This is a genomic window from Pseudomonas sp. EpS/L25 (assembly GCF_001512295.1).
GTDB lineage: Bacteria > Pseudomonadota > Gammaproteobacteria > Pseudomonadales > Pseudomonadaceae > Chryseomonas.
Genome location: NZ_LNUP01000002.1, coordinates 86,369 through 104,755, shown reverse-complemented (window position 1 = coordinate 104,755; position 18,387 = coordinate 86,369). Strand labels below are relative to the sequence as shown.

General features: G+C 68.3%; 10 protein-coding genes and 2 pseudogenes. 8 read left to right on the top strand and 4 right to left on the bottom strand.

What is annotated here, in order from left to right; genetic code table 11:
- Positions 1-141 precede the first annotated feature (141 nt).
- Both AR540_RS01760 and AR540_RS01755 read right to left on the bottom strand, forming a co-directional pair.
- A pseudogene (locus AR540_RS01760) lies at positions 142-585 on the bottom strand (GNAT family N-acetyltransferase); the annotation flags it as partial.
- Between the two features lie 10 nt (positions 586-595).
- Positions 596-1,138 carry a helix-turn-helix domain-containing protein gene (locus AR540_RS01755; protein WP_059226142.1) on the bottom strand — a complete coding sequence of 181 codons (543 nt, stop codon included), beginning with the start codon at positions 1,136-1,138 and terminating at the stop codon, positions 596-598.
- A gap of 664 nt (positions 1,139-1,802) precedes the next feature.
- Here AR540_RS01755 and AR540_RS01750 point away from each other — a divergent pair.
- From AR540_RS01750 to AR540_RS01715, 8 genes and pseudogenes are all read left to right on the top strand, one after another.
- Positions 1,803-1,979: pseudogene (locus AR540_RS01750) on the top strand (general stress protein); the annotation flags it as partial.
- Positions 1,980-2,194: 215 nt separating this feature from the next.
- Positions 2,195-4,000, top strand: a complete 1,806-nt coding sequence (locus AR540_RS01745) for a methyl-accepting chemotaxis protein (protein WP_059226140.1) — start codon at positions 2,195-2,197, stop codon at positions 3,998-4,000.
- A gap of 2 nt (positions 4,001-4,002) precedes the next feature.
- The gene (locus AR540_RS01740; RefSeq protein WP_059226139.1) at positions 4,003-4,464 is read left to right on the top strand and encodes a chemotaxis protein CheW; all 462 of its coding nucleotides are present in this window, start codon (positions 4,003-4,005) and stop codon (positions 4,462-4,464) included.
- On the top strand, positions 4,461-5,705 hold the full coding sequence (locus AR540_RS01735; protein ID WP_059226138.1) for a CheR family methyltransferase: 1,245 nt from the start codon (positions 4,461-4,463) through the stop codon (positions 5,703-5,705). Before AR540_RS01740 ends, AR540_RS01735 begins: the two co-directional genes overlap by 4 nt.
- Positions 5,702-6,229, top strand: a complete 528-nt coding sequence (locus tag AR540_RS01730) for a chemotaxis protein CheW (protein ID WP_059226137.1) — start codon at positions 5,702-5,704, stop codon at positions 6,227-6,229. The genes AR540_RS01735 and AR540_RS01730 overlap by 4 nt, the downstream gene beginning before the upstream one ends.
- Complete coding sequence (locus tag AR540_RS01725; RefSeq protein ID WP_059226136.1) at positions 6,226-8,415, top strand: hybrid sensor histidine kinase/response regulator; 2,190 nt, start codon at positions 6,226-6,228, stop codon at positions 8,413-8,415. The genes AR540_RS01730 and AR540_RS01725 overlap by 4 nt, the downstream gene beginning before the upstream one ends.
- On the top strand, positions 8,412-9,449 hold the full coding sequence (gene cheB, locus AR540_RS01720) for a chemotaxis-specific protein-glutamate methyltransferase CheB (RefSeq protein ID WP_059226135.1): 1,038 nt from the start codon (positions 8,412-8,414) through the stop codon (positions 9,447-9,449). Before AR540_RS01725 ends, cheB begins: the two co-directional genes overlap by 4 nt.
- 93 nt (positions 9,450-9,542) lie before the next feature.
- Positions 9,543-10,565, top strand: coding sequence for a GGDEF domain-containing response regulator (locus AR540_RS01715; protein WP_059226134.1), 1,023 nt, complete (start codon positions 9,543-9,545; stop codon positions 10,563-10,565).
- 186 nt (positions 10,566-10,751) lie between these two features.
- On the opposite strand, the gene AR540_RS01710 is transcribed toward AR540_RS01715, so the two are convergent.
- Together AR540_RS01710 and AR540_RS01705 are read right to left on the bottom strand one after the other, a co-directional pair.
- Positions 10,752-11,666, bottom strand: coding sequence for a diguanylate cyclase domain-containing protein (locus tag AR540_RS01710; RefSeq protein ID WP_059226133.1), 915 nt, complete (start codon positions 11,664-11,666; stop codon positions 10,752-10,754).
- Between the two features lie 6 nt (positions 11,667-11,672).
- Positions 11,673-18,272 (bottom strand): response regulator, encoded by a 6,600-nt coding sequence (locus AR540_RS01705; RefSeq protein ID WP_059226132.1) that lies wholly within the window; start codon positions 18,270-18,272, stop codon positions 11,673-11,675.
- Between the last annotated feature and the right edge of the window lie 115 nt (positions 18,273-18,387).

Sequence of the window (18,387 nt, the reverse complement as noted above, 5' to 3'; positions counted from 1 at the left end):
GGCAGGCGGCGTTCCTAGGGAAAAGGGGGCGCCAAGCTTAGCGGCCACGGCGGGTAACGTCTTGTACATCAACGTGGTGCTGTCGCGTCGCTCGGGCTGCCGGGCATCCAGGGCATAGCCGGGAATCCTGCCCGCTACCTCGTAGCCCAGGGACAGATAGAGCGGCTCGGCGTGGTCGTCGCTGCGGGTATCCAGGGTGAGGAGTTCCCGACCATGAGCCCGGGCGGCGTCTTCCAGCCTGAGCATCAGTTGTCGGGCGATCCCCTGGCGGCGATGCTCGGGATGGACCAGCAGCTTGGCCACCTCGGCTCGATGCGGCTGATTGGCCGGGGTGTCGAGCACCAGCTGGACACTGCCGACCACCCGTCCCTCGTGGAGAGCGGCGAACAGCAGCCGCGCGCCGCGCGCGATACCTGGTGCCACGCCGTCCTGCCAGAAGCCTCTATTGACGGCCGCGGCCAGAGGCAGGATGAAGCCGATGCTCGCCCCCTCGGCCACGCAGGCGGCGAGCAGTCGCTGGAAATCCTCCAGCCGTGCGATGAAGCGTGCAGCATCGAGTTGCTCGATGGAAAGCCTGGCTGACATCGGGCACCTCTCAGACAAGAAATAGCAGATAGCGGGCACCGGCACTGCCACTGAGAAAACGGCTGCTGCCCCAGAGCCGATAACGCAGGCAATCACCCACGCCAAGGCGATGGTGCTGCCCCTCCACCCAGAGTTGCAGCTCACCGTCGAGCATCAGCAAATGGTGTTCGAGGCCTGGACGGGGCGAACTCTCGTAGCGGATGTCCACGCCCGGCCCCAGCTGGCTCTCGATCACCTCCCCCGCGAGTGCCCGGGACGGTGGCGATACGGAGCGGCGGGTGAACGCCAGGACGGGATCGGCCCAGAGTTGCTGTGCCGACCGGGGTACCTGCGCCGGAAAGCTGGCTTCCACACTGTGCAGCAGCCGGGTGAGGGTCAGGCCATAGGCCGTGCAGAGTTGGCCGAGGACCGCCGTGGTCGGGCTGACCTCGGCATTCTCCAGCCGCGACAGGGTGGCCCGGCTCACGCCACTACGACCGGCGAGCTGTTCCAGCGAGAGTCCGTGCTCCAGCCGGAGCGCCTTGAGCCTGAGGGCCAGGTGTTCGTCCAACATGTCTCTCTCCCATTTTAAGGAATTTTTCCCACAAACGAGAATAAAATGTAACTACCGAGCGTCAACGAAAAACGGGAAGGGATATCTCTCTATCGCCTTAAACTTTATCGAACGAAGTATTCACGGCGCGCCTTGCTATCGAGCCAATTGACTTACCTCACTAACCTTACTCAAGAGGCTCTAGCTTTCGTCTTTGACGCCGAATCAGCCAGCCATCGGAATAAGTTATGAATCCTATTATTGGCGCGATAAGAGGTTCAGTGCTCGGAGAGTGTAGTTGTCTCCTGGCAAGAACCTTCCAGGGCACTCGTCGTCTGAGCTTATGTCCTGCCAGTCCAGTAACGGCGCGCCCTGCCGCAGATATTTCTAAATATTTCAGGCCGAGCCCAGTTACATTCAGTTCACCACCGCAATCCTTTACCGAAACCTCTACAGCTCCTGTACAGCCTTGTACGAACGGCTCTAGAGGCGAAGATTACTTGCACAAAGTTATATCGAACTTGTAGCCAGTCCAACAAAAGTACCCCCTATCGCCCATCCAGAACTCGTTTCCGTTAGCGCTACTCTCAATAAGCGAACCGCTGAGCCTCAGGGAGTAAGGGGCGCGGATTCACTAACTCTGTATTGAGGAGAAGTTCTTATGGCTAACAAGAGCAGCAATCCAGGCAACTTCGCCAACAACCGCGAGCGTGCCGCTGAAGCCGGTCGCAAGGGTGGTCGGGCCAGCGGTGGCAACTTCGCCAACAACCCCACGCGGGCCTCGGAAGCTGGACGCAAGGGCGGCCAGAACAGCCACGGCACTCGTCGAAGCGATGCGGCGAGCGAGGCGGCGCCGACCTGAGGCAGCCTGATCTCCCGGCAGCCTCCTGGTATCCGACGCCGTGGCAGGCTGCCGCCCTACCTAGGTGCGGATGTCCGCCTGGCGTTCCAGCCTTTCCGGCCAAGGCCGATTGCGTCGCAACTCACATAAATGCATGACCGTGCTACTTTTATCGGATAGTCAGGGTGTTCCCTTGGGTTCGCTCCTCCCCTTTCCGTCCGCGCGTGCCGGTGCCCATGCTCGATAACATTCGCATCCAGAACAAACTCTTCGCCGGCTTCGCCGCCATCATCGCCCTGGTCGTGCTGTTGCTCTGGCAGACCTACGCCGCCCTGCAGAGCCTGGTCGACGCCAATCGCTGGGATCGCCACACCGCCGAGGTCCTACTGGCGGTCACGGCGCTGGACAACAACCTCCTCGAGACCCGCGCCAAGCTGCGTAACTACTGGTATTCCGGCACGCCCGCCGACGCCGAGACGGCGCGTCAGGCCCTGCCGCAGCTGGCCAACGCCGTACGCACGCCCCAGCAACTGACCCAGGACAACCCCGAGCAGCAACAGCGCTTCATTCGGCTGGCGGCGAGTCTCGACGACTGGCGGCGCAATACCTTCGAAACGCTGCTGCGTCTGCGCGAGACCGGTAACCTCAGCCCGACCCAGCTGGCCAACGAGCCCCTGATCGATGCGCTGAACACCCAGGTCGCCGGCATCCGCCAGCAGATCCAGAGCATCGCAGACGAAGAGCGCAAGCTGACGGCGCAACGGGCCGGGCACACCGAGAGCACCCGCAGCCGCCTCACCTGGACCCTGCTGGCCGGCGGCGCCCTGTGCATACTGCTCGCCGCGCTCATCGCCTGGGTGCTGTCCCATGGCCTGCTGCGCTCGATTCGCGGCCTGACCGATACCGTGGCGCGGATTTCCGCTGGCGAGGGTGGCGCGCGCGTCCAGGTACGGGGGCACGACGAACTGGGCCAGGTGGGCCTGGCCTTCAACCAGATGGCCCAGCAGATCCAGGATGACCACAGCCGGGAGCAGGCGTTGATGCAGCGCCTGCGCGACGACGTCGATGACCTGCTCGAGCTGGTCAACAAGGCCGCCGCCGGTGATCTCACCGGGCGGACCCGCGTCAGTGGCGACGATGCCATCGGCCAGCTGGCCCGCGGCCTGGGCAAGATGATCGAGGACCTGCGCGGCATGCTCACCAAGGTCCAGCGCGCCGGTATCCAGGTGACCTCCTCCACCACCGAGATCGCGGCCTCGTCCCGCCAGCAGGAAGCCACCAGCATCGAACAGGCGCAGACCAGTGTGGAAGTCCTGAGCACCACGCGGGAGATCGCCGCCAACGCCAATGCCCTGCTCAAGACCATGGAAGAAGCCGTGCAGGTGGCCGACGAAACCACCCACGGCGCACTGCAGGCGCGCAGCAACCTGGCGAGCATGGACGCGACCATGCAGCGCATGGTCGCGGCGACCGATTCCATCAACGCCAAGCTCGCGGCACTGTCGGAAAAATCCAGTCACATCAACAAGGTGTTGACCACCATCACCAAGGTGGCCGACCAGACCAACCTGCTGTCGCTCAATGCCGCCATCGAAGCGGAAAAGGCCGGTGAGGCGGGTCGCGGCTTCTCGGTGGTGGCCACCGAGATCCGCCGGCTCTCGGACCAGACCACCGCTGCCACCGACGACATCGAGCAGATGCTCAAGGACATGAACTCCGCGGTTTCCGCCAGCGTCATGGGCATGGACAAGTTCTCCGAGGAGATCCGCCGGAGCGTGCAGGAGGTGGCGAGCGTCAGCGACCAGTTGGCCGAGGTCATCGAGGACGTACAGAAACTGCCGGCGCGTTTCGACATCGTGCTGGAGGGCATGCAGTCCCAGGCGCTGGGTGCCGTCCAGATCGCCGAGACCATCACCCAGCTCAACGACAGCACCCAGCAGACCACCGAGGCGCTCAAGGCCACCAGCGAGGCGGTCCAGTACCTGCAGCAGGCCGCGCAGGACCTGCAGAGCAGCGTCGCCACCTTCTCGGTCAACCGTTGACGATGCAGATCCTGGCCTTCCAGCTGGCCGAGGCGGCGGCGGCCCTGCCGACGGCGGTCATCCGCCAGGTGCTGCCCTATCTCCAGCTCACCCGCTTTCCCGCGGCGCCTGCTGGTGTCGCCGGATTGATGAACCTGCATGGCGCGGCGGTGCCGGTGGTGGACATCACCGCCATGAGTGGCGGACGGAGCGCCCGGCCGCGGCAGGACACCCGCATCCTGCTGGTGGACTATCTACTGTCCACACCGGGTGGCGATAGCCGGCCGCTCGGCCTGGTGGTGGAAGGCGTCGCCGGCGTGCGCCGGGTGACGGCCACCCCGCCACGGCCGGCCGGTATCCCGCTGCCCGACTACCCCTGGTTGGGCGAGGTCCTGGAAACCCCCGAGGGTCTCTGGCTCTGGCTCGACCTGCCACGACTGCTCTCGCCCACCCTGGCCGCGCTGCTGTTCCAGGAGGCCGCGTGAAACTCGATCCGCGCCTGGCGCCCCTGGTGCGTTCCCGCACGGGCCTCGCCATCGCCGATGACATGCTGGGGCGCGCCATTCGCCAGCGGCTGCGCGAGCGCCAGGAGAGCGAGGCGGAGCTCTACATGGCGCGCATCCTCGACGACGAGACCGAATTCGCCGACCTGCTGGACCTGCTGGTCATCCCGGAGACCTGGTTCTTCCGCGATCCCCAGGCCATCACCCACGCGGCCCGCTTCGCCCAGGAGCGCCACGCGCGCAGCGCTCGCCCCGTGCGGCTGCTCAGCCTGCCCTGCTCCACCGGCGAGGAACCCTACACCCTGGCCATGGCGCTGTTCGATGCCGGCCTGCCGGCCAGCGCCTTCCAGGTGACCGCCGTGGACATCAACGAACCCTCGCTGGAGCGGGCCAGGCGCGGTCTCTACGGCCGCAACTCCTTCCGCGCCAAGGACCTGGGCTTCCGCGAGCGCTACTTCAGCGCCGAAGGTGATCGGCATCGCCTGGCCGAGTCGGTGCGCAACCAGGTGCGCTTCCGCCAGGGCAACATCCTCCAGCTCGGCAGCCTGCGCGACGGCGCGCTCTTCGATGTGGTGCTCTGCCGTAACCTGCTGATCTATTTCGACGACCAGACCCAGGGCCGCGCCCTGAGCCACCTGGCCGCCCTGCTGCACGACGACGGCCTGCTCTGCGTAGGCAGCTCGGAAATGGTCAGCGCCATGCGCCACGGCTTCGCCAGCCTGGGCGTGGCCCATGCCTCGGCACTGGTCAAGCGCCAGGCACAGGTAGCGGATGCCGCCCGCTCCCCGACCGTCGCCGCCCCGCCACGGCGCAAGGCCGCACCCCGTCCATCCACGGCACCCCGTGCACCGGCGCCGCCGCCACGCAGTCGCGCCTTGCCCGTCGACACCCCCGCGACGCCCGCGCCACCGGCGGCCTTGGAGCAGGCGCAGCGGCTGGCCGATGCCGGCCGTGGCGACGCAGCCGAGGCCCTGCTGCGCAGCCTGCTCGAACAGGATCGCAGCCAGGCCGGTGCTCACTTCCTGCTCGCCCTGATCCTGCCCGACGAACGCGCCGCCGAGGCCGAGCGGGCGCTGCGCCAGGCCCTCTACCTGGAACCCGCCCATTACCCCGCGCTGTGCCGGCTGGCGCTGATCTGCGAGCGCGCCGGACGCCTCGACGAAGCCGGCCGCCTGCGCGAACGCGCGGCACGCATCCAGCCCGGTGCAGGAGATCAGGCATGAGCCTGGATCGCGAACTGGCCGACGCCGAACGGGCTGCCTGGACCGAGCGCTATGCGGCGCCCGTGGTCGATGCTCAGACGCGCTCGCTCAGCGCCCTGGTATTTCGCCTGGGCGGGGAATGGCTGGGGCTGCCGGGCAGTTGCCTGGTCACCGCCACCGAGCCCACCGCCGCCCACCGGGTGCCTCATCGCCGCTCGCCGCTGCTGCACGGCATCGTGCCGGTACGTGGCCAGCTGTATCCCTGCATCGCCCTGGACCTGCTGCTCGCCGTGGCCCCCGCCAGCCGCCCCCAGGGCTTCCCGCGCCTGCTGCTGATCCGTATCGGCCGCCGTGACTGGGCGATCCAGGTCGACGAGGTGCTGGGGCTGCAACGCTATGCGCCGGCCGAGTTGCAGCCGCCGCCAGCAACCCTTGGTGGCGAGCTGCTGAGTTATCTTGGCGGGGTCTATCGCGAAGGGCCGTACCAGGTCGGCCTGATCGAGCCGATGCGCCTGGAGCGCGCCCTGGAAGAGGCCCTGCGATGAGCCAGCCCCCGCGCGACGTGCGCGAGATGTCGCTGTACGACCTCTTCGCCAGCGAGGTGCAGAGCCACCTGCAGGCCCTGGACGCCGGTCTGCTGCGCCTGGAGCGCGATCCCGCCGATATCGCCGTGATCGAGCCCATGATGCGCGCGGCCCACTCGATCAAGGGCGCCGCCCGCATCGTCGACCTGGATGGCCTGGTCGAACTGGCCCATGCCATGGAGGATTGCCTGGTGGCCGTGCAGGCCGGCCAGCGCCGCCTGGGCGCCGCGGATCTCGACCGGCTGTTCCGCTGCGTCGATGTCCTCGGCGAGGTCAGCCGCCTGGACGAAGCCGCCAGTCAACGCTGGCAGCTCGAACAGCGCGATGCCCAGCGCGCCCTGGCCCAGGCCCTGAGTGCCGCCGACGCCGACGTAGCGCCGAGCCCGGCGGCAACGCCGCCCAGCGCGGCGGCACCGAGCATCGCTGCCGCTGCGGAAGAGCCCCCCGAGGCCGAGCGCGCCCGGGACCCCCTGCGGGTCGACAGCGGCCGCTTCAACCAGATTCTTGCCCTCACCAGCGAGGCCCGGGTGATGGGCCTCGGCCTGCACGGCCTGGTGCAGGGCTTCCAGGGCTATCGCGGCGAACTGCAGGCGCTGTTCGGCCAGGCAGCGGCGGCGAGCAACGAACTGCGCCAACGCCAGGAGGGACTGCTCGATCGCTATCAGCAGCAGCTGCAGGCGCTGGAAGCCTACGAGCGCCGCCTGCTCGGCGTCTGCCAGGGCCTGCTGGACGAGGTGCTCGGCGTGCGGATGCGCCCGCTGCGCGACGCCGTGCAGGGCTTTCCGCGGCTGGTACGCGACCTGGCCAGGAGCCTCGACAAGGACGCCACCCTGCAGGTGGACGGCGCCGACACCCTGATCGACCGCGAGGTGCTCGCGCGCCTGGAGAGTCCGCTCAACCACCTGCTGCGCAACGCCCTGGATCACGGCCTGGAAACCCCGGCCGAACGCCGTGCCCTGGGCAAGCCGGAAAGTGGCCAGATCCGCCTCGAAGCCCGCCACGTCGCCGGTCGCCTGCAGGTGAGCCTGTATGACGACGGCCGTGGCCTGGACCTGGAGCGCATCCGGGCCGCGGTGATCGCCCGCCGCCTGAGCCCCGCCCCGGTCGCTGCCGCCCTGAGCCCGGCCGAGTTGCTGGAATTCCTGCTGTTGCCCGGCTTCAGCCTCAAGGAGACGGTCACCGAGCTGTCCGGACGCGGCGTGGGCCTGGACGTGGTGGCCGATGCCATCCGCGCCCTGGACGGCGAGGTGCGCCTGGAAACCCGTCCGGGTGAAGGCTTCAGCACCCACCTGCTGGTGCCGGTCAGCCGCTCCATCGTCCGCGCGCTCATCGTCGACATCGCCGGCGAGGCCTACGCCCTGCCGGTCACCCGCATCGAACGGGTGCTGCGCCTGGCCGCAGGCGAGGTACATTCCCTGGAGGGCAAGGCCTTCTTCCTGCTCGGCGAGGATCGCCTGGGCCTGGTGGCTGCGCACCAATTGCTCGAACTCGACGCCGGCCCGGCCAGCGACGACCTGGCGGTATTGGTGATCGGCGGCGGCGAAGGGCGCTACGGCCTGGTGGTGGATCGCTTGCGCGGCGAGCAGGGCCTGGCGCTCAAGCCGCTGGACGACATCTTCGGCAAGCTGCGCTCGGTGACCGCCGGGGCCCTGCTCGACGATGGCAGCCCGGTGCTGCTGCTGGACGTCGCCGACCTGCTGACCGGCATCGAGCGCCTGCTGGGCGAAGGCCGGCTGCGCCAGGTGCAGGGCAGCCAGGTCGCCGCTACCCGGCGGGTCAAACGCATCCTGGTGGTGGACGACTCCCTCACGGTGCGCGAGATGGAACGCAAGCTGCTGGAAAGCCAGGGCTACGAAGTGGCAGTGGCGGTGGACGGCATGGACGGCTGGAATGCCGTGCGCGCCGGCGACTTCGACATGCTGCTGTCGGACATCGACATGCCGCGCATGAACGGCATCGAACTGGTGGAGCTGGTGCGTCGCGATCCGCGACTGCACGCCCTGCCGGTGATGATCGTCTCCTACAAGGACCGTCCGGAAGATCGGCTCAAGGGGATGCAGGCCGGTGCCGATTACTATCTGACCAAGGGCAGCTTCCATGATGACGCCCTGATCACCGCCGTGCAGGACCTCATCGGAGCCCCATGAGAATCGCCATCGTCAACGACCTGCTGCTGGCCACCGAAGCCCTGCGCCGCCTGCTGGCCAGCGACGGGCGTCATACGGTGGCCTGGATCGCCCACGACGGCGAGGAAGCCGTGGCACGCTGCGCCGAGGATCGGCCCGATCTCATTCTCATGGACCTGCAGATGCCGCGCCTGGACGGGATCGAGGCGACCCGCCGGATCATGGCGCAGTCGCCCTGCGCCATCCTCGTGGTCACCGCCACCCCGGACGATTGCGAAGGGGTGTTCCGCGCCATGGGCGCCGGTGCCCTCGACGTGACCGCCACCCCGGCCCTCGCCGGCGGGGCCGACGGTGGCGCCCTGCTGCGCAAGATCGGCCGTATCGAACCCCTGGTGCGGCTGCCCGAACGTCCCACCCAACCGGCACTGCCGCAAGCGACCGCGCCGGTCGGCACGACCACCGAAACGCCGGGTGCCCTGGTGGCCATCGGCGCCTCCACCGGCGGCCCGGCCGCCCTGGTGAGCCTGTTCGAGGGCTGGGCCCCGACCGGCGCCGCCAGCGTGGTCCTGGTACAGCATATCGACCGACGCTTCGCCCCCAGCTTCATCGCCTGGCTCGGCAGCCAGATCGCCTGGCCGGTCACGGCCGCCGCCGCCGGCGCCCAGCCGCAGCCCGGCCAGGTCTGCGTGGCCCTGGGCGACGATCACCTGCTGTTGGACGGCCGGGGTCGCTTCGCCTACACCGACGAGCCGCTCGACTATCCCTATCGGCCATCGGTGGATGTGTTCTTCGCCAGCCTTGCCGGCCACCCCCACCTGGGCCGCCAGGCGCTGGGCATCCTCCTCACCGGCATGGGGCGCGATGGCGCGAACGGGCTGTATGCCCTGCGCCAGAGCGGTTGCCCGACCCTGGCGCAGGATGAAGCCAGCTGTGCCGTATACGGCATGCCCGCAGCTGCGGTTAGAATGGGCGCCGCGGAGCGCGTGCTCAGTCCCGCGCAGATCGGTGCCTGGCTGCAGCGACGCTTCGCCTCGCCCCCGGGGGGCAGAACATGACAGGCCGCCAACAGGAGCGTTGGCCGGCGCAGCGGCAGGGAATGGCCAAGTTGAGATGCGGGGTTCTCGCCCCGCTCGCAGAAGGACGCAGTAATGGCCACGCATGAGGGTGGAGCCCTGGACAACCTGACCGCCCCCAAGGTACGGCTGCTGCTGGTGGACGATCAGTTGATCATCATCGAGGCGGTGCGGCGGATGATCGCGGATCAGCCCGACATCGAGCTGCATTACTGCCTGGATGCCCATCAGGCAGTGAACATGGCGCTGCAACTCAAGCCCACCGTGGTGCTGCAGGACCTGATCATGCCCGAGATCGACGGCCTGGAAACCGTCCGGCGCTTCCGCGCGGACCCGACGCTGCGCGACGTGCCCATCGTGGTGCTCTCCTCCAAGGAAGACCCCCAGGTCAAGGCGCAGAGCTTCGCCACCGGCGCCAACGACTACCTGGTCAAGCTGCCTGACAAGCTGGAGCTGCTGGCCCGGGTCCGCTACCACTCCGAAGCCTACGTCCTGCGCGCCCAACGCGACGAGGCCTTCCGCTTCCTGCGCGAAAGCCAGCGGCAACTCGCCGAGGCCAATATCCAACTGCAGAAACTGGTCGCCATCGACAGCCTCACCGGCATCAACAACCGACGGCACTTCGACCAGACCTACGAAGGCGAATGGCTGCGCGCCCGCCGCAGTCGCCAGCCGCTGGCCCTGCTGCTCTGCGACGTCGACCACTTCAAGCGCTACAACGACACCTACGGTCACCTGAGCGGCGATCTCTGCCTGAAGAAGGTGGCCGCGGTGCTGACCGAACAGCTCAAGCGCCCGGCGGACCTGGTGGCCCGCTATGGTGGCGAGGAATTCGCCATGGTGCTGCCGGACACCGACGCCGAGGGTGCGCGCAAGGTCGCCGAAGCCTGCCGGGCGGGGGTCGAGCGCCTGCAGGTGGCCCACAGCGGCAGCGAGATCGGGGTAGTGACCATCTCCATCGGCGTCGGCAGCATCCAGCCGCAGAGCGGTGACGACCACGAAGCCTTCCTCGAACGCACCGACCAGGCGCTGTACCAGGCCAAGGCCAGCGGCCGCAACCGGGTGGAATTGCTGGCCGGGCCCGCCGGCGACGCCTGAGCCTGCCGCTAGTGTGGTGTTTCAGACGTTGACTGCACAACTTTGGCGGCGCTTTTTCGGCCTAGGCGGCGTTGCCACTCCTCGCCATAGCCCTGCTATGACCCGTCGCGGGGCCTGGCCCAGTCGGAACGCCGAACCGCCAAAAAATCACTCGCCAATTCTTGCGCGAACTTCTGAAACACCACACTAGAGACCGGCGCTGACCAGCCGGTTGCGCCCGGCTGCCTTGGCCTGATAAAGCAGGGAATCCGCCGACTTGAGCAGCCAGTGCGGTTCCTGTTCCGGGGTCGGATGGCAGCAGGCCAGACCCATGCTCATCGTCAGCCAGAGACGATCGTCCGCCAGCGGATGGGCGATGCGCAACTCGGCGATCCCCTGCCGACAGCGCTCCAGCACCGCCTCGGCAGCAGCCTGGGAGGCACCCGGCAGCAGCAGGACGAATTCCTCGCCACCATAGCGGGCCAGGCAGTCGCGCTCACGGATGCGCTGCTCCAGCACCTGGGCCACCCGTGACAGTGCCTGGTCGCCCGCGGCATGGCCGTAGGTGTCGTTGTACTGCTTGAAGTAATCGATATCGAGCATGGCGATGGCGAGGGGCCGCCCGCGGTTGACCGCCAGTTGCCACTCCACCGCCAGTTGCTCGTCGAAACGCCGCCGGTTGCCCACCGACGTCAGGGGGTCCAGGTGCGCCAGCTCTTCGAGCAGGCGGCGCTGGCGGGCCAGTTGCAGGTGCAGACGGACCCGTGCCAGCACGGCGAGGGGATTGAAAGGCTTCTGGATGAAATCGCTGGCGCCCAGCTCGAAGCACTCGACCTCGCGATTGAGGTCGTTGGCCGCGGTGATGAAGATGACCGGGATGGCGCTGGTCTCGGCCCGCCGCTTGAACAGTTGGATCAGCTGCAAGCCGTCGATGCCTGGCATCACCACGTCCAGCAGGATGAGGTCCGGATGCTCGCGGGCTGCCTTGGTCAGCGCCTGCACCCCGCTCTTGGCCAGCATGATGCGCGCCTCGTCGCGCAGCAGGTCGGCGAGGACTCGCAGATTGCTCTTCTGATCGTCGACGATCAGAATCAGCGGCAGATCGCTACCCCTTACCTCCATCGGCCCTCAGCCCGACCGCTGATCGATCTGCCGTACCCGGCGCAGCAGATCGAGGGTGGCATCGGCGGCGTGTTCGAATTCGACGTCATCCACCCATTCGCGGATACGCGTCACATCGGCGCCCTGGGGGGTGCCCGCGCAGCGCTCGACGAGTCTGTCCAGCACTCCCTCGGCGGCGAAATCCGAGGCCCGCAACAGCTCGACCAGGCGCTCGAGCATGGCTTCCAGCCCGTCCTCGGACGCGCCCGATTGCGATGGTTCGTCCTCGACCAGCAACTCGTCCAGCGACGCCAGGCAGCGCTCGGCCTCGGCGTGCAACAGGCGAATCTCCTCAGCGAGGGGCTGGGCCAGGCGAATGCGCTTGGTCAGTCGCTGGGCCGCTTCCTGCAGGGCGGTGGCGCCAACGTAGGCGGCGGAGGACTGCAGCGCATGGGCGCATTCGAAGAGACCAGCCACGTCGTCCGCGGCGCGCCAGGCGGCGATACGGCCGGGCAGATCGGCCTGCTGGACGCGGAAATCGCGGACCAGTTGCTCATAGAGTTCGGTGTTGCCGCGCAGCAGGCGCAACGCGGTTTCCGGCTCCAGCGCCGCGGTGCCGCGCGCCCGCGTCAGCAGGCTCGCCTCGTTGACTTCCGCCACCGCCTTGCGCTCGGCGCGCTCCAGCTGTTCGAGACTGGCCCAGGCGGCGATGATGCGGAACAACTCGTTGGGATCGAGCGGCTTGACCAGGTGATCGTTCATGCCGGCCTCCAGGCAGCGCTCCCGGTCCCCCGGCAGGCCGTTGGCGGTCATGGCGATCACCGGCAGCCGCGCCAGCGCCGGACGGTCGCGCAGCAGGCGGGTGGCCGAGAGCCCATCCAGGCGCGGCATGTGCACATCCATCAGCACCAGGTCATAGGCCTCGTGTTCCAGGCGATCCAGCGCCGCCTGGCCATCTTCCGCCACCTCGATGTGGATGCCGGTGTCCTGCAGGAAGCCGATCACCACCTGGCGATTGATGGCGTTGTCGTCCACCAGCAGCAGGCGGATGCCCTGCAGGTCGATCGCCGTCTGCCCCAGCGTCGGCGCCATGGCGGGCGCCAGACCGAGGCCGGCCAGCAGCCGCTGGGGCATGGGCGCGGTGATCGGCTTGTCGAGCAGCTCCAGGCCGACGATGTCCTCGCCCAGGCTGCGCACCTCTTCCGCCTCGTAGGGCGAGGCCAGCATGGCCAGGGGCAGCCCTGGCTGGCGCTCGCGCAGGCGCCGCGCCAGCACCAGGCCGTCATCGGCGCCCAGGCGCCAGTCGACGATGGCCAGCTCGAACGCCTCGTTCCCGGTCGTCACGGCGGCCAGCGCCTGGGCCGCGGATTCCGCTTCGCGGACCTGCATGCCCAGTTCACGCAGGCGCTGGGCGAGGATGCGCCGCGCCAGGGCATGGTCGTCCACCAGCAGCACCCGGCGCACCAGCTGGCTGGGCAGCCGCTCCGGCTCGCCGGTCACCGGCAGGGTCAGTTGCAGGGTGAAGCAGGACCCGCGTCCTGCCTCGCTGCGGACCTCCAGGGAACCGCCCATGAGTTCGGTGAGCTGGCGCGAGATGGCCAGGCCCAGGCCGGTGCCGCCATAGCGGCGACTGATGGAGCCGTCCGCCTGGGTAAAGGGCTGGAACAGCTGGCCCAGTTGCGCCTCGGTCATGCCGATGCCGGTGTCCTCGACGGCGATTCTGAGCCCTACCCGCTCGCCGTCGCGCGTCGCGCCGACGCGGATCAGCACATGCCCAGCCTCGGTGAACTTGACCGCGTTGCTCAGCAGGTTGACCAATACCTGCTGCAGTCGTAGCGGATCGCCCTCCAATTGCAGGGGGATGTCGAGCCCGCAGTCCAGCACCAGCTCCACACCCTTCTCGTGGGCCTTCAGGGCGCAAAGGTTCAGGGTGCGCTCGAGCACCTTGCCCAGGTTGAAGCCGAGTTGCTCGAGCCGGGTGCCGCCGGCTTCGTTGCGGGAATAGTCGAGGACGTCGTTGATGACGCCCAGCAGGCTTTCGCCGGAATCGAGGATCTTGCCGACATGGCCGCGCTGCTCGCCGGACAGCCTGGTGCCCAGGGTCAGACGACTGAGGCCGATCACGGCATTGAGCGGGGTACGGATCTCATGACTCATGGTGGCCAGGAACATCGACTTGGCCGTGGCCGCTTCCTCGGCACGGATGCGCGCCTGGTCCAGTTCGAGGGTTCGCTCGACGACGCGCTGTTCGAGGGTCTCGTAGATCTGCGCATGCTCCAGGGAAATCGCCGCCTGGGTGGCGAGGATGCTCAGCACCTGCAGCCGACCCGGAGTGAAGGCCTGGGCCAGCAGGTTGTTTTCCAGATAGAGCACGCCGATCAGGCGGCCCTGGCGCAGTATCGGCATGCAGCAGATGGAGCGCGGCCGCCGGGCGCGGATGTAGCTGTCGCGGACGAAACGTCCGGCACTGGCGGCATCGTCGAGGATGACCGCTTCCCGGTTACGGATGACGTGGGAGACCAGGGTGAGCGGCACCAGGCTTTCGCCGAGATCCTGCTCGCCCAGCGCCACAGGCAGCCCCTGCAGCACCTTGGGCTCGGCCGCGCCGCTGCACCCCGAGGCCTGCACCAGCCAGCGTCCACCTTCCGGCAACAGCAACAGCCCGTGCTGGGCCCCGCCTTCCTCGAGGATGATGCGCATCATCCGCGCCAGCAACTGGTCCAGTGCCAGTTCGTTGGAAATGGTCTGCAGCGACTTGAGCACCGACAGCCAGTCCAGGCGCATCATCTCGCCGGTGCTCTGGTCATGGGTGCGCTGCACCGTCAGGGAACGGGTTTCCGCGACGCGCAGCCAGCGGGGGAACTCGTTCTCCAGGGCCGCCGCCTTGGCCGCCGCGCCCCAGTGCAGGTAGCTGCGCTGGGCGTCCTGCAGATAGGCCCGGGCAAGACGCGAGCGGCCTTGCGCCAGCCAGAAGCGGCCGTAGAGCTCCTCGGCCAGCGCCGCGCCCTGGCGGAAGCCATGCAGCCGCGCCGACTCCAGGGCCTGCTCGTAGAGGTCCATGGCCGTCTCGGTGCGACCGGCCTGGCGCGCCAGCTCGGCGTCCACCAGGTCGCGCTTGTGGGCGAAGTTCTCCGGGCAGTGCGTCGCCCAACCGGCCAACCGTTCGCGGGCGGCCTGGACCTTGGCCCGCTCCGCCTCCGTCAGCTCGTCCCCGGCCAGCAGGATCAGCGCCTGATAGAAGGCATGCTCGGCAATGCTGAACCAGCCGAAGGTGGCCGCCAGCGAGGCCTCCATGGCCTCGGCATGCTGCCGCGCGGCCGGCAGCCGGCGGAACAGGAAGGCCGCCTGCATCTTGTTGAAATCGTAGTAGTTCAGGCAGAGCACATGGCCGCTGTCCTGCATCTGGCGCACCAGCGCCGCTTCGTCCTGGCCCTCCTCGTCCCAACGCTCCTGGCTCGGCGTCAGCCCCTGCAGCAGGCGCAGCGACTGGCGCAGGATGGTGAAGATCTCCAGGGTATTGGGATCGCCGATCCCCAGCAGGATCGGCTCGATCCCTCCGGCTTCACCGAGGATGTCATCCAGCGGCGCCCCGGCATGCTGCAGGTGCTTGAGGATATGGAAGGCGCTGTAGGCGGTGAAGATGATCTCGCCGGTGCGCTGGCCGGCCGCCAGGGCCTCGCGCAACAGCGCCACGTTGTCCGCGATGGGACTCGACCAGGGGCTGTTGGTCACCGCGAACATGGTGTAGACCTTGCACTTGAGCGGCAGATTGCCGGTGCGGTCCACCAGGTCGACGGCCAGGCGCCCGACCTGGTAGCCCAGCTCGTAGCGCCCGTGGAAGGCCGACAGCAGCGAGCCATAGTTGGCATAGCCGAAGGGCGAGAGGTCGCCGTTGCCGTACTGGATCGACAGCTTGACGATGCGCATCACCGCCAGCAGGCTCATGGGCAGGTCGACGTTGATCGCCGGTCCCCACAGCAGCCCCAGCAGCCGGATCAACAGCTGGGCACGCGGATCATCCATGGTCGGCAGGTCGAGCAGCGCCGCCGGCGACCGCGCGGCGAGCCAGGCGTCGACCTCGGCACTGTCCGCGCCGATGGCCTGGTTGATGTCCGCCGGGTCTTCCGGCCAGGGCTCGTCCAGCGCCCGGACGCCCGCCACGCCCACCGCCAGGGCCTCGGCGAAACGTCCCAGCCCGCTGAACAGATCGATCTGCAGGGCGCGCACGCCCGCTTCCTCGAGGGACGTCCGCGCCCGTGGCAGCAACAGCTCGCAGATCCGCAGCGCCTCCAGGGCGTCGCCACAGAGATGGGTGAGTTCCGCCCACTCGCGATGCAGCTGGAACAGCAGCACATGGCGTCCGCTCCAGGCGGTTTCGTCGATCAGCGTCACTGCGGTGCGCAGGAACTCCAGCGCCGCCGGGTAGGCATTGGCCTGCCGCGTCCGGCGCGCGGCCTCCAGATTGAGCTCCAGCAGTTGCAGGCGTTCGGCCGGCGTCTCGATCAGCGCCAGCGCCAGGTTGAGGTGCGATACCGCCTCCAGCCGCGCCTTCCCGCCTTCGGCGAGGTACAGCTGGCCCGCCCGCAGATGGACGCGCTCGCGCTCGTCGGGCGCCAGCAGCGAATGGGCGGCATGGCGCACCTGATCGTGGGGGAAACTGAAGAAGGTGGGAGCGCCGTCGTCCCCCGCCCCGGCTTCGGTGAGCAGGCCTTCCTGGACCAGCATCTGGCACAGGCGATGGATCGTCGCGGGTGCCTCGCCGATCAGCGCGGCGAGTCGCTCGCAAGAGAACACCGTGCCCAGGCAGGCGGCCCACTGCAGCAAGTGCGAGGTGGCCGGCGGCAGGTCCTGGAGCTTGCCGACCATGAAGTCGACCACGTTGTCATAGACGTCCAGTGCCTGCAGGCGCGGCAGCTCCCAGTGCCACTGGCCGTGCTCGCCATCGAATTCCAGCAGGCCTTCCTGTTGCAGGCTGCGCAGCAACTGTTCGATGAAGAAGGGATTGCCCAGGGTCTTGTCCAGGCAGAGGCCGGCCAGCGCGGCCTGGTCGGCGGCCGGGGCCGGCAGGATCTCGGCGATCAGCCGCTCGATTTCCTCGCGGGACAGCGGCCCCAGCGTCAGGTTGCGAATCGGCGCCGTCGTCACCAGGCGCTCCAGCGGGCTGCCGGCCAGGTGCTCGTCGCGGAGGGTCGCCACCAGCAGTTGGGAACCGGGATGCCGGCGTGACAGCAGGCGCTCGATCAGCCGCAGCGAGGCGGCGTCCGCCCACTGCAGGTCATCCAGCCACAGCAGCAGGGGCCGGTCGTGGGTGGCGAAGGCCAGCAACAGGGCACTCACGGCATCGTCGAAGCGCTGCTCGGCCTGCTGGGGCGACAACTCGGCCACCGGCGGCTGGGGCCCCAGCCAGGCGACCAATTCGGGCGATACATCGGTGAGGACGACGGCATTGCCGTCCAGTAGGCCGAGCAGGCGTTCGGCGAAGTCCGCGCCCAGCGTCTGGCCCAGCTCGACCAGTTCTTTCACCGCCTGGCGCAGCGCGCTGTAGGGCACCGCGCGGCCCAGGGCCTCGAACTTGCCGTGGACCACGACCATCCGCTCGCCCTGGCGACGCACGAAAGCCTGCACCAGGGCCGACTTGCCGACCCCGGAGGCGCCCCTGACGAACACCGCCTCGACCTGGCCGAGGGTCACGCGCGCGAGAGCTTCGTCGAGCAGGCGCATGGCGCTGGCCCGGCCTTGCAACGATCGCGACATCACCAGACGCGCGGGCGGATCCTCGCTGCCCGGCACGAACGCCTCGTCGCGCCCGGCCTGCCAATTCGCCTGGCAACGCTGCAGATCGCGCAGGATGCCGAAGCAGCCCTGGTAGCGCTCCTCCGCGGCCTTGGCCATCAGTTTCTCAACCAGCGCCACCAGCCCGGCGGGGATGCCCGGCACCCGCTCCGCCAAGGCAGGCGGACGCATGGCCAGGTGCGCATGCACCAGTTCGAGGGGATCCTGGGCACGGAACGGCGGCTCGCCGCAGAGCATCTCGTAGAAGGTCACGCCGAGGGCGTAGAAGTCGCTGCGGTAGTCCTGGTGCCGCCCGGTCCGCCCGCTCTGCTCGGGCGCGAGGTAGGTCAGGGAGCCTTCCAGGCGGATCTCGCCGCTGCCTACGGCGCCGAACTCGGTGGCGATCCCCAGGTCGGTGAGGCGCAGCGTACCGGTGTCGCCATTGCAGACGATGTTGCGCGGATTGAGGTCATTGTGGGCGATGCGCAACCGGTGCAACCGCGCCAGCGCGCGGACGATAGCCAACGCCCAGTCGAAGAAATCGTCCAGGGTCAGCGGCCCCCGGCCCAGCAATGCGGCGAGATCGGTACCGCCGATGTCCTCGAGCACCAGCACCTGGCGCCCGTCGTAGTCGACCAGATCCAGCGCCGCGCTCACCGCCCCACTGCCGCTGGCCCGACGAGTCAGCTCGAACTCTTGGCGCAGTCCGGCCTGGGCCTGGGGCGTGGGGTAGTCGGCGGCCAGCAGCTTGAGAATCACCGGTTGTCCGTCGTCCAGGCGGGTTCCGCGGTAGATCAGCGCATGGCGACTCTCGCTCACCCGTGCCTTGCAGCTATAGCCTGGAATCCTCAACACCGCGCTCGCCTCGATCCTGGGACGCCCCGCCGGGTCGTCGCCTCAACTGTAATCAATTGCCCTGCCTGAGCCTGCATGACGAGTCGCCCGGCGCAGGTCGAGCGCGTCGACTCAG

Bases quoted from the DNA above. Each gene is read 5' to 3' on its own strand.
- AR540_RS01745 (WP_059226140.1), top strand. From the start codon at position 2,195: ATGCTCGATAACATTCGCATCCAGAACAAACTCTTCGCCGGCTTCGCC.
- AR540_RS01725 (WP_059226136.1), top strand. From the start codon at position 6,226: ATGAGCCAGCCCCCGCGCGACGTGCGCGAGATGTCGCTGTACGACCTC.
- AR540_RS01710 (WP_059226133.1), bottom strand. From the start codon at position 11,666: ATGGAGGTAAGGGGTAGCGATCTGCCGCTGATTCTGATCGTCGACGAT.
- AR540_RS01755 (WP_059226142.1), bottom strand. From the start codon at position 1,138: ATGTTGGACGAACACCTGGCCCTCAGGCTCAAGGCGCTCCGGCTGGAG.
- AR540_RS01730 (WP_059226137.1), top strand. From the start codon at position 5,702: ATGAGCCTGGATCGCGAACTGGCCGACGCCGAACGGGCTGCCTGGACC.
- AR540_RS01715 (WP_059226134.1), top strand. From the start codon at position 9,543: ATGGCCACGCATGAGGGTGGAGCCCTGGACAACCTGACCGCCCCCAAG.
- cheB (WP_059226135.1), top strand. From the start codon at position 8,412: ATGAGAATCGCCATCGTCAACGACCTGCTGCTGGCCACCGAAGCCCTG.
- AR540_RS01740 (WP_059226139.1), top strand. From the start codon at position 4,003: ATGCAGATCCTGGCCTTCCAGCTGGCCGAGGCGGCGGCGGCCCTGCCG.